Origin of the sequence: Neobacillus sp. B4I6, assembly GCF_050434045.1 — a bacterium.
Taxonomy (GTDB): Bacteria; Bacillota; Bacilli; order Bacillales; family Cytobacillaceae; genus Neobacillus.
In genome coordinates, this window is the sequence record NZ_JBNPWB010000001.1 from 270,541 (window position 1) to 282,716 (window position 12,176).

At 35.3% G+C, this 12,176-nt stretch carries 11 protein-coding genes and 2 pseudogenes; 9 read left to right on the top strand and 4 right to left on the bottom strand.

Annotated features, from left to right (window positions below; translation table 11 throughout):
- Positions 1-21: 21 nt before the first annotated feature.
- Positions 22-420 carry a rhodanese-like domain-containing protein gene (locus QF028_RS01390; protein ID WP_429463565.1) on the bottom strand — a complete coding sequence of 133 codons (399 nt, stop codon included), beginning with the start codon at positions 418-420 and terminating at the stop codon, positions 22-24.
- Between the two features lie 692 nt (positions 421-1,112).
- Between QF028_RS01390 and QF028_RS01395 the strand changes: the two genes are divergently transcribed.
- From QF028_RS01395 to QF028_RS01425, 7 genes are all read left to right on the top strand, one after another.
- Positions 1,113-1,946 carry a transketolase gene (locus QF028_RS01395; RefSeq protein ID WP_429463567.1) on the top strand — a complete coding sequence of 278 codons (834 nt, stop codon included), beginning with the start codon at positions 1,113-1,115 and terminating at the stop codon, positions 1,944-1,946.
- Positions 1,946-2,896 (top strand): transketolase family protein, encoded by a 951-nt coding sequence (locus tag QF028_RS01400; RefSeq protein WP_429463569.1) that lies wholly within the window; start codon positions 1,946-1,948, stop codon positions 2,894-2,896. Before QF028_RS01395 ends, QF028_RS01400 begins: the two co-directional genes overlap by 1 nt.
- Before the next feature lie 31 nt (positions 2,897-2,927).
- On the top strand, positions 2,928-3,686 hold the full coding sequence (locus QF028_RS01405; protein ID WP_429463571.1) for an SDR family NAD(P)-dependent oxidoreductase: 759 nt from the start codon (positions 2,928-2,930) through the stop codon (positions 3,684-3,686).
- Between the two features lie 133 nt (positions 3,687-3,819).
- Positions 3,820-4,485 (top strand): FadR/GntR family transcriptional regulator, encoded by a 666-nt coding sequence (locus tag QF028_RS01410; RefSeq protein ID WP_429463573.1) that lies wholly within the window; start codon positions 3,820-3,822, stop codon positions 4,483-4,485.
- An 867-nt stretch (positions 4,486-5,352) separates the two neighbouring features.
- Positions 5,353-5,712 carry a hypothetical protein gene (locus tag QF028_RS01415; RefSeq protein ID WP_429463575.1) on the top strand — a complete coding sequence of 120 codons (360 nt, stop codon included), beginning with the start codon at positions 5,353-5,355 and terminating at the stop codon, positions 5,710-5,712.
- Positions 5,713-5,823: 111 nt separating this feature from the next.
- The gene (locus QF028_RS01420; protein ID WP_429463576.1) at positions 5,824-6,528 is read left to right on the top strand and encodes an MFS transporter; all 705 of its coding nucleotides are present in this window, start codon (positions 5,824-5,826) and stop codon (positions 6,526-6,528) included.
- A gap of 204 nt (positions 6,529-6,732) precedes the next feature.
- Complete coding sequence (locus QF028_RS01425; RefSeq protein ID WP_429463578.1) at positions 6,733-7,041, top strand: MFS transporter; 309 nt, start codon at positions 6,733-6,735, stop codon at positions 7,039-7,041.
- A 340-nt stretch (positions 7,042-7,381) separates the two neighbouring features.
- On the opposite strand, the gene QF028_RS01430 is transcribed toward QF028_RS01425, so the two are convergent.
- Positions 7,382-7,591: a hypothetical protein gene (locus QF028_RS01430; RefSeq protein WP_429463580.1), complete on the bottom strand. Its 210-nt coding sequence runs from the start codon at positions 7,589-7,591 to the stop codon at positions 7,382-7,384.
- Positions 7,592-7,863: 272 nt separating this feature from the next.
- On the opposite strand from QF028_RS01430, the pseudogene QF028_RS01435 reads away from it, so the two are divergent.
- A pseudogene (locus QF028_RS01435) lies at positions 7,864-8,297 on the top strand (IS3 family transposase); the annotation flags it as partial.
- 321 nt (positions 8,298-8,618) lie between these two features.
- Here QF028_RS01435 and QF028_RS01440 read toward each other — a convergent pair.
- Positions 8,619-8,915: a hypothetical protein gene (locus QF028_RS01440; protein WP_429463582.1), complete on the bottom strand. Its 297-nt coding sequence runs from the start codon at positions 8,913-8,915 to the stop codon at positions 8,619-8,621.
- A gap of 1,456 nt (positions 8,916-10,371) precedes the next feature.
- On the opposite strand from QF028_RS01440, the pseudogene QF028_RS01445 reads away from it, so the two are divergent.
- Positions 10,372-11,285: pseudogene (locus tag QF028_RS01445) on the top strand (tyrosine-type recombinase/integrase).
- Positions 11,286-11,555: 270 nt separating this feature from the next.
- On the opposite strand, the gene QF028_RS01450 reads toward QF028_RS01445, so the two are convergent.
- Positions 11,556-12,176 carry an aminotransferase class I/II-fold pyridoxal phosphate-dependent enzyme gene (locus tag QF028_RS01450; protein WP_429463584.1) on the bottom strand — a complete coding sequence of 207 codons (621 nt, stop codon included), beginning with the start codon at positions 12,174-12,176 and terminating at the stop codon, positions 11,556-11,558.

A 12,176-nucleotide genomic window follows, 5' to 3' on the forward strand; every position in this document is an offset into this window, starting at 1 on the left:
AGTTCCCCTGACAATTTCACCTTATTGTGTGGACTCAACCTCAAATCCAGCAGACTTCCATGCAGTCGTTCCACCTTCAATATAGGCAACATCTGTGAAGCCCATTTGTTTCAGAACATACGCTCCAAGCGCAGCCTGTCCACCAGCACCACATGTCACTAATACAGGACGATTTCGATCAGCTAACTCTGCATTCCGTAAATGATCTGGCAACTCAAGGTCGGCACGGATAGGCAGCATCCCTAGTGAAATATTAACACTGCTTGGAATTAATCCGCATGCGCCAGCATCCGCTGCGTCCTGCACATCGATAACCAATGTGTCTGGATTTTCCTGAATCTTCTCACGTGCTGCAGCTGAACTGATACCTGGTACATCCTCACGAGCTTCTGCTACCATTTGAATAAATGTTTTTGCCATTTTGTAAACCCCCTATGTAGAATATTATCTCATAACACCCTTATGGAAAATAAAACCTTAACTACTTGTCTATTAAGTCACCTTACGTGTTTAGTATACTTTTGCTATTATTGTTTGTCAATGCAATTACGGAACTATTCTAAACCTTAAAGTAGAAAAACATAAACATAGGTAACCATAATATGTATCAACTAAGTTATAGAAGTTAATATCTTTTGTTGGTTATTAGAAAATGTAGGAGAAATAATCTTGAGCAGGGAAGTCCCAACTTACAAATAATAAAGAGAATGTTTGTATTTATTTGGTAAAAAGGCAGTCTCCAATATCCTAACCCCTAGCCGACTCAAACCTCCGGAATAACAAAAACTTTGTTATCCGGAGGTTTTTTATTCTTTAACATGTAACCATGTCCTTTAGTGCCATCTGGTTTGTATATGGACCCAGACTTGTAGTAAGTGATTCCCTCTTTTCCTTGTTAATTCCTTAAGAGAATGACTTTTTAGCGTGCGAAAGCTGAGCTACTTAAAAATAAGGCAATATGATTAATTTAAATAAAATTCGGGTTGACAATTATTAAATTGCAGGTATACTAAATCCATAAGGCCTCTTGGTAGACAAGTGGACAATGTAACAACAAGGTGCCTTTAGTTAAAATCTAAAATGGCAATTCATAATTTAATGAGGTGACTGTTATGAAAAATAGTAGTGTTGAAGAATTAAAACAAAAAGCAATTGAGCTTAGAAAAACAGCTCTGACGATGATTCACGAAGCGCAATCTGGGCATCCAGGGGGTTCTCTATCCGCAGCGGATGTAGTAACAGCACTTTATTTTAGTGAAATGAACATTGATCCTACGAATCCCCAATGGGAAGACCGTGACCGGTTTGTTTTATCAAAAGGGCATGTTTGCCCTATACAATATTCAGCATTAGCTTTACGAGGGTATGTACCATATGAAACCGTTTACACCTTAAGGCAATACGGTTCCCCTTTCCAAGGACATCCTGACATGAAGAAATGTCCTGGAATCGATATTTCAACAGGATCACTTGGTCAAGGTTTATCTTGTGCAGTCGGAATGGCATTAGCTGGAAAGCGTGATGAGAAAGATTACCGCGTATTTGCCATGGTTGGTGACGGAGAAGCTCAAGAAGGTCAAATCTGGGAAGCTGCTCAATCAGCTGCCAAGTATCAACTAGATAACTTAGTTGTATTCGTTGATGACAATGGTCTTCAAATTGATGGTACAACCGAAGAAGTTATGCCAAACCACGATTTAGAAGTTAAATTTGCTGCATTCGGTTTTGAAACTAAGAGAATCGACGGACATTCAATGGAAGAAATCGTAGCTACGTTAGATGAGATTAGAGGTTCAAAGAACGGTAAGCCAAAAGCGATTATTGTAAACACAGTAAAAGGCCGCGGCGTTTCATTCATGGAAAATGTTGTTGATTGGCACGGAGTTGCTCCAAACAAAGAACAATATGAACAAGCAATCGCAGAAGTAGCAGGAGGGTTAAGATAATGACAGTTTTAGCAAAAGATATCCAAACAAAAAAAGCTACTAGAGAAGCATTCGGTGACGAAATTGTAGAATTAGGGAAAAAGAATAAAGACATTTATGTTGTGGATATTGATATCGGTAAATCATGTAAAACAACTAAATTTGCTAAAGAACTACCAAACCAACACGTAAACGTTGGGATCGCTGAACAAAACGCTGCGGGTTTAGCTGCTGGTCTTGCGACAACTGGTAAAATTCCATTCATCAGCACATACGCTGTATTCGGTTCATTACGTATGACTGAGCAAATTCGTCAAGAAGCTTGTTATCCAAACTTAAACGTTAAAATCGCTTGCTCTCACGGTGGATTAACTCCAGCGAATGACGGTGCGAGTCACCAAGCAATCGAAGATATGGGTGTATATAGAACAATTCCGAACATGACTGTGGTTATGGGTGCAGACTATAACTCTACTAGAAAATTAGTCGCTCAAGCTGCCGAAATCCAAGGACCTGTATATCTTCGTTTCACAAGAGACGCCATGCCATTCATCTATGATGAAAGCGAAGAGTTCGTAATTGGAAAAGCAAAAGAAATCCAAAACGGAACTGACGTTGCAATCATCGCAAACGGTGACACTGTTCGTCTTGCGTTAGAAGCTACTAGAGAACTAGAAAAAGAAGGCATCTCAGTTAAGCTATTAGACATTCACACTATTAAACCACTTGATAAAGAAGCTGTGTTAGAGTGCGTAGAAATCGGCAAAATCGTAACAGTAGAAGACCACAACATCCTTAATGGCCTTGGAAGTGCAGTATGTGAAGTAGTGGCAGAAGAAGGAAAGGGTATCGTGAGAAGAATAGGAGTTCAAGATCAGTTTGGACAATCTGCACCATATGAAAAATTGTTAGAGCTTAATGGAATTACGATAGAAAATATTGTAGCAACAGCGAAGGCAATGCTTAAGTAAGGAACTAATAAATCCTAAGGAGAGAAGATACATGTTTGAATTAGATAATAGAGTAGCGATCGTGACTGGAAGTGGTTCAAAAAAAGGAATTGGTCGCACAATTGCTTTAACACTTGCAAAACAGGGAGCAGCGGTTGTGGTCGCTGATATTAATATGGATGGAATTCAGGATACCGTTAATGCGATTACAGAAGCTGGTGGAAAAGCTTTAGGGGTAGAATTAAATGTAACCAGCAAAGAATCAAATGAGGCCATGGTGGAAAAGGTTCTTCAAACCTATGGCAGAATTGATATCCTTGTTAATAATGCAGGAATTTCACAAAAAGTCACGGTTCAAGATATGACAGTAGAGGATATAACAAGAGTATTTAATGTTAACATGTTTGGATTATTCCTATGTACCCAAGCTGTACTAGAAACGATGAAAAAACAAAAGTATGGTAGAATCGTAAGTCTTTCTTCCGTTTCAGCCAAACGAGGAGGAGGCGTATTTGGAGGGCCACACTATTCCGCTTCCAAGGCTGCCGTATTAGGATTCTCCAAGAACCTTGCGCGCGAGGTTGCACTTGATGGAATAACGGTAAACTGTGTGGCACCAGGACTTGTTAATACGGATATATGGAAGTCCCTTCCCAAAGACCAGGCAAAAGAAGTTATAGCAGGAATCCCTATGGGAAGACCTGGTGAAACGGAAGAAATTGCCGCAACCATTGCCTTCTTAGCTTCAAAAGAAGCATCTTATATTACAGGTGAAGAAGTAGATATTAACGGTGGTTCACATATGGATTAGTTTATATAATCCCTTACTGTACAGGCATTCCAATCAGGGATGCCTGTATATTATTACTTAAAACATAATAAACACAATATGGAAAGAAGTGGTTATTATTAATTTTAATCCAGTATCTAGCAAGAAATTGCATATGCAAATTTATAATCAAATTCTTTCAGAGATCCAATCGGGTTCATTTAAAATAGGTGATAAACTGCCAGCTGAAAGAGAGTTATGCGAACAGTTTGGTGTAAGCCGAGCTTCTATTCGCCAGGCCCTTAGTGCATTGGAATTGAAGGGTATTATATATTCCCGTCAAGGCGAAGGTGTTTTTGTGATAAGCAATCAGATTGCCCCTGAAAATTCTGAATCAGCCATCTTCTTTAACTCGATATCCCCAGAGGATATTGTTGAAGTAAGGATGTATTTAGGGCCTCTTATTGTAAAATTTGCAGCTCAAAGAGCTACTGATGAAGACATAGAGGATCTTCGTTCGACCATCAAAGAGATGGAGGAAGAAACCAAGGCTGGAGTATATGTACCAGAAACAGACGAGAAATTACATTGTGGTATTGCAAAAGGCTCTCATAATGATTTGTTTATTAACATCATGGAGGCTATTAGTAATGCAATGAAACAACAAGAAATGTGGAAATTTATTCGAGATCGAACCGTAACTCGACCAGACTATCGAGATGTTAATTTTAAAGAGCATGAATTACTAATTAAAGCGATTGAGAATCACAACGAAAAAGAAGCAGTGGAAATCATGACTAAACATATGCAAAACTTATATGATCGGTATTGGAAGGATTAGACTAATAAATATTGCCACAAAAAGGTAGTTTGAAGGGCATTTAAAGAAGCTTAAACAGTATGTAAATATAATCTTACACTCTAAATTCCCGCATCGAAATAATGATGGGGAATTTTTTATTTTTTATCGATTAAATGCTTCACTGTGATACCAGCTTAAGAATCATAATTTTCTATAAGGTTTAGAATAATCCCATATTCGTATTGACAAACAAAACTAGTAAATATACACTAAATATATAAGATAACCTAGTATACAAGTAGTCAAGAATACAAAAAATACAGAGAGGGTGAATGGGAAGATTTAATCGTTCGAAAAAGGGGATATTATGTGAGCAAAGTCATTGATGAACCAATTGAGATACCTATCTTTTGTTTCGTTATACCGAGTAGAATAAAATTATTTTTTGAAAACGTTTTATGTAAGGGGTTACAATGCTTTTGATTTGTAGTTTCACTGTCAAAAAGAATTTGATTGCATTGTAACCTTCAAACTTCAATGAATTAAAATTTTGAATAAAGGAAGTAATGATAACTTAGGAGGAATTATTTTGGATCAACTTCAGTTAGAGCATTCAACTACTAAAAAGGTTACGTTAAGATTAATTCCGTTTCTATTTTTATGTTTTACAATATCCATACTAGATAGGGTAAATTGGTTTACTATCTCCCCAGGTCACCAATGAATTTTCCCCTACCGTTATTCCCAAAACTGCGATACCATTTTTTGATGTTTTAGGTAAATTTGTCTTTTGATGAACTGAAATTAATCCTCCGCCGTTTGGATTTTTGTGCTTAGCACTAGTTAATTTCCCATTATGAGGATCCAAGTAAATCATATAGATGGAGATTATCTATTCCTGGTGACATGCAAATAACTGATTTAGTTCCAATAATACAAGGAGATAATAATTATCCAGAAATCTCTGTGGCGTTTTATCCAGATATGGTATCTCCTCAAAACAGCGATGCAGAAAGTGCACTTAAAAATTTCCATACAGCAATTCAGAAAGTAGGTTTTGGTGTAGATATTGCACCGGGTCGTCTTATTTATGTAAATAATAGATTCACACTTCATTCACGTGATCAGTTTATTCCTACCTTTGATAAAAGGGGAAATGCTCTTCGATGGGTACAAAGAGTTCTTGTTGCACCAGATTTATGGAATGATAGAAATCTAAGACAGGTTAAGAAAAGGGTTTTTACTCCTGTTACTGTAATAATATAATTCATTAAAGTCTTCCAAAACATATTTTGATATTTTGGAAGGCTTTATATAAATTATCTACATAAGATAAATAATTAAATAAAGATTTAAGTGTTTGAGGAAGGATTAATTATGATATGTAAACAGGGAAGATATAAATGGATTATTTTATTAATAGCAACAATAGCTCAAATGTGTTCTACATTTGTCACATATGGTATGGGTCCCTTAGCAACTTTTTATCAAAAGGAATATAATTTATCTCATTTTGAAACTGGATTAATTGTATCTGCTGTTAATATTGGACCTATACTTTCTATGATTATATTCGGAAATTTAATGGATAAATATGGAGAAAAGTGGATTGTGGGTATAGAAGCAATTATATTAGGAATAAATGTTTTTGCTGTTAATTTAACAGATAAATATCTTATTTTTCTTGGAATTCTTACCTTAGTAGGCATATGGTATGGTACGGCTCAACCTGGTGGTAGTAGTGCAATTGTTAAATGGTTCCCTAAAAAACATAGAGGGGTTGCTATGGGTATTCGACAAACCGGAATTCCTATCGGTGGTGCATTGGCTTCAGCTATACTACCATTCTTTTATTATAAATTTGGATTATCTTCAGCAATAATTGTCCAAGGAACAACTACCATTATAGGTGGTTTAGTATTTTTAATCTTTTATAAAGATTTAAAAATTACAAAAGAACAAAAAAATAGTTATACATTTATAACAAAAATTAAGATCATTAAAAATAATCATGAACTGTATCCTATATTTTTTGTTGGTGGAATAATGGTTTCATTACAACTAATCATTGTTGCTCATTAAATGAACTTCTTTTCGAAAATCTTAGACATTAATTTATCATCTTCTGGACCTCTACTTAGTATTTCATTATTAGGTGGAATGCTTGGAAGAGTGACACAATTTTCAAAGGAAATAGAAGTATCCCTTTACAATTAACAATGTGGATTACTGTAGCACTTATTATATCATTAGCTATAGTTCCTCCCTATCTACCTTTGTGGGCAAATGGATTATTATCTTTCTTTTATTGGTTTTTTTGGCATGGGGTGGTTTAGTCTATTTATAGTGCTTATTTCTGAAAAATCCAATGAGAATTTTATCAGCTTGACGGTCAGTGTTGCATTAACTATAAATCAATTTTTTATAGTAATTGCTCCTTCTTTATTTGGAATATTAATTGATATTTTCAAAGGATATAAAGTACCTTTTTTTCTAGTAGCAATTTTAATTTGTATAGGAAGCATATGGTTAAAAATAAGCGAAAACATTAAGGAAAATAAAGTTAGCCACACAGACACAGACTTATCAAACTAAAAATAAATACACCAAATTTTACCCGTTTGGAAAAGTACACTTTTACGAACGGGGTATTTTTACTTTAAATCGACTGTTTACCGCGTTCGTAAAATTTAAAATACGAACGTTCACTCATTTTCATACACTTTGATAGGCGTAAAGAAGACAACTTTTTATAAGTTGGTTAGGGAGTATGAGGGATCTTCGAAATAAATCGATTATATAATAGAAGAAACTCGTCAAAAAAGAAGCCTTTGCTCAACGAAAGCAAGGGCTTTTATCAATAAGGAGATTCTTTTATTTTTCAACAAACGGGCCAGATTGTGGAGGATGTGGATTTGAAATAAAGTCACGATATTTATAAAAAAGATGCAAAGTTTTGAATAAAGTCGCGACGCCCTTGGATACGCAATTGCTTCGTTAGTTTTCGATAACCATAGGCAAATCCGTTACTTGAGATTTCTTCAAGCAACCATTCTTTTTTTTGTTCATCTGAGATTTTCTTTCCGTTCTCTTGGATAGAATAACCTGGTGCTGGATGCCCCTCACTAACTTGCTTTTCTTCCACGCGGCCATTTTTTTGATAATAGTAGGTTGACCGAGAATTCCTAGAATTTTAAGCACTGTAAGTTTTGCATAGCCTTTTTGGATCCTGCTGTCAACTATTTCAAGTTTTTTCAGTAAGTGAGGGTTTTTCTTTTTTATAAGATCACGAAGAATAGCAATCTCTAAGTCTTTTTCACCTAATAGTTTTTTAGCTGATCGTTTTCTTGGGATAACTTTTTCGTTTCCAGAGGAGTAGAATCAACCCCTAAGCCCGAATTATCATATTTACCGAAGCATCAACATCCAGTAAGTGAAAACGTCTTGGATCGCCAGTTTAAAGCTTGTAAACCAAACCAGTTTTGGGTAATGGATAAAACCATGACAAAGGAATTGGTTATCTCTGCATTAAAGATGGCTTACAAACGTCAAAAGCCTGGAAAAGGTGTTATTCACCATTCAGACCGGGGTGTTCAGTATGTCTCCTATGAATAGACAGGCGCAGCATGAGCCGAAAAGGAAACTGTTATGACAATGCTTGTATTGAGTCATTTCACGGTATTCTTAAACGTAAGCAAGTGTATCAAACGAAGTATAAAACAATAGAAGAAGCGAAGAAATCATTGTTTGAGTATATCGAGTTCTTCTACAATTCCAAGCGAATCCATTCGACTTTGGGCTACTATACTCCTAATGAATTCGAACGTATGTATGGAAATTCCGCAGCTTGATTTCACCTTCATAAAAAAGTTTAAATCATTCTTTATTTAAACTTTTTTATGAAGGTCACCAAGCGAAAGCGCGGTAGAAAATCTGTGTCTATTATCTTGACCGTAGTATCAAACAATCAATTTTCTGACCGAAGTTAAGCTATGATTGAGGCATTTCAAAAGGCAGCTCAATCTATTGTATATAATAAGTCGCCATAATGATTATGAAAAATTGATTGATATTCTAGTAAGACCCTAAAAAAGGTCCTAACTGCTTTAAAGCAGGGATCTTTTTTTAGGGGTCCTACAATAAACTCCATATATTACGCTAAGACGTTTTTATTAATGTTTTGGATATGAATAAGAAGATACGGGTTGTATAAATGGCTGCTGTACTCCTACTTGGGGTTGCCAAGGTTGTTGCTGAGTCCCTATTTGGGACACGCGTTGAACTTCTTGGCTTAATTGAGTACATAATTGGCTAAGATGTTGAATTTGCTGAACAGCAGAAGCTTCATGCTGAGCAATTTGTTGAAGTTGATTAGAAAATTGTCTTAATTGAGACGCATTACTTTGTTCTGAGCTTTGCATTTGTTGTAACGTGCTTTGGATTTGAGAAATGACTTGTTGATTGTACATGAGTGATCACTCCTTAGTAAGTTTAAGTAGGGCTAAACCCTAAAAATTATTATGTGTAGAAATAAAAATAATATGTTCAATGTTAAAAGAGTAATATTTTACCTAATGTGTTAAATTATGATTATGAATAATTTGAATGATTTAGCTCATTATATTAATATCGGGTACGTAACGGTTGAGCCAAGATCTATATAAGCTCTTTTGGGGTGTATATAGGTCGGCCAAAGATTGTATATAGGCCATCTAATCATGGTTTGTGTATAGTCGGAGGGAAGATTTTATATGGTAGAGAAAGGTTTTATTGTAGTCGTACCTCTAGAAGGTATTATTACAATAAGGTCCCAATTTATCATATAGGGTCGAGCGAAGATCGTATCGAGTGCCGCAGACTAAGTTGAGTACATGACTCAATGAAGTTAACGTTCATATATAGCCGAGAGGTTATATATGGGTGTACAGGTATTTTGTACGGTCGAACGAACCATTATTATGGGTGGTAAACTGTTTATTTATGGTCGAAAGATGATAAATAGGTAATCAGCTATTCATGATAGTGCTAGGTAGATCGTTACGTGCTCGTACTAATCAATATAAATTAATTCCTTCACAAAAAGGAAAAATATATAACCAACATGAAGCACTTGGATTTTTATCCGTGTCCATTTTGGTTATTTGTAGGCATAAATAGAAATGAAATGTTCGTAAAAGATAAGCACCAATATTTAAAAATGTAAACTATATTATAAGAAGAGTTTTCAATTCGTATAAATCAAAAAAGAAAATATAAATCACTTATAAAGTAAAAAAACATAAAAACCTTTTTCCTCTATATTAACTTTACACTTATTATTTTTCCACTCATTTATTTTCAAACATGCGATCTATTAACCATTGAAAAACACTTACATCCTCTGTTAATAAAACTGGTAGTAGCGTGATTATTAAGCCTATTAAAATAAATGGTAAAATAGTATAGTTAAAAGTGCTTTTTACGAATGTCATATTAAGTTTAATAAGTAAATGTTGTTCTAATAACTAAAACTAAGAATGAAATTAATCCTATATTTTTTATTTTTTTCATTTTTCGACATCCTCTCTATTTTCCTTGAATTAAATATATAACTTTATGAATCTTCTGTGAACATTTTCGTCAGAATATCTGACAAGGTTTTTCATTTAATAGTTTTGGAGCTTGCCACCACCCGAAATATTTAATCGAAGTAGATAATAAAAAAAATTAAAGTATTCGGTAGTGTCAACCGTCATTCCCATCATGCATTTAATTATATAGGTCTAAAAAGAGCAACCCTTAAAGGTTACTATATGCGCTTGAATTTAACTTAGAATATAATATACATTATATTCATTTAAACTATCAAAATCCTATGTTATACTCGTCTGTGATTTTATGCGTTTTTTTGGTTAAACTCAGCATATAAGTTAAGAGGTGAGGTTCATGCTAGAAGAATATATTGTTAGTCTTGAAAAAAAAGATAAGTCTCCAAAAACCATTATTTCCTATCGGAATGATATACATATCTTTTTGGAATATTTACATATTCAACCGGAACAATTCGTTACAGCGACGGATGTAAGAAAATGGATCAGTAGAATGTTAAATCCACAAGAAGGAAAATCATTGGCGATTACTACCATTAATCTAGGTTAAACGCTTTGCGAAGTTTTTATTCCTGGGCCGTTAAACATAAGAAGCTGCAGCATAACCCAATGGAAGAAATCAATGATTTAAAATCTGCCGATGAAGATTCTGAAAAAATTATGTGGCTCACGGAAGAAGAGTTTGAAGATCTATTGAATCGTGTCAGAAAGACACCGGTCAAAAGCAGAGGAGTGGATCCCGAAGAAAAGTACCGTCGGGATCGGGCCATAATTTATTTATTGACGTACGCAGGTTTGAGGGTGGATGAACTATCCAACTTAAAGCTAACCGACCTTGATTTGGAGTTAAGACGTATTCGGATATTGGGGAAAGGACGAAAGCTTCGAACTTTGCCAATATCAAATACCTTGTGGCAGGAACTGTACGACTGGTTAATGTTTAGGGCAGAAATGTCAAACAAGAAACCCCATGTGGAAGAGTCAACCTATGTGTTTTATAGCCAGCGGTCACCCAAATTTACCGTTCGTGGGATCCAAACGATAATTGAAAATTACAGCTTGCCGAAGAAAAAATTAACACCCCATATGTTCAGGCATACTTTTTACAAATGGATGTTAAAGGCTACGAATAATGACATTGAAAAAGTCAGGAGACTCGCCGGTCATAGTAATATTTCGACAACAGCAAGATATTTACGAGATTCCTATAGTGACTTGGCGGATGCTGTTGAAGCTATGCCGAAATTTTAATTATGCGAGAGATAATCTTTTCGTTATGAAGTAGGAATTTTTGTTAGATACAACACAGTATAAGGATAGCTTAGGTAAATTTGATGGCCAGCTGGACGTGGAAAGGTCCAGAATTGGCGTAATAATAGTCAAAGGATAGGTCTAAATTTTGCTCTTACGAGCAAAAATCCAATAAAAAGGCATCCGAATTTGCTCATTCGAATGCCTTTTGTCTACAATCTGAGCCATACAATATTATAATTGGATGGCAAACAATATTTATTTCACATATCAAAACATTTCAATAATTTTTCTAAGTATAATAAGAGCTTTTTCAAGTTCCTCTCTCGATTCTGGAGCACAAATCCCCAAACGTACGGCATTTGCTGGCGCGACATTACCTACCGCAAATCGCCCTCCACTATAAACTTGTACACCTTGTGCTGCAGCTATTTGTTCAAATTGGTCACCTGTATAATGATTCGGCAGATGTAACCAACGAAAAATCCCTGTTGCTTCACCTAAACAGTTCTCCTTAACTAAATAATGATTGACCAATTGATTGCGAGCTTTTGTTTCCTCTTTATGAAGTGCAACAATGTTTTCAAACTGATTCGGTACAATTATTCGTGCTGTTAACTCCGCAAGTAGTGGCGATACGGAAATATTTAAGTTATAAAGAGCTTTTCGAATCGAATCCAGGAATTTGAAAGGAACTGCCACATAAGCAAGACGGAGTCCAGTTGCCATCGATTTCGATAAACTCGCTATATAAATCGTATGCTCAGGTGCATATGTCGCTACGGCCGGTAACACTTTTTCTTGGATTAAATGATACGTTCCATCTTCAATAATAAATAAATTATACTTAATGGCAATCTCAGCAATAGCCTTACGAATTTCAACGCTCAT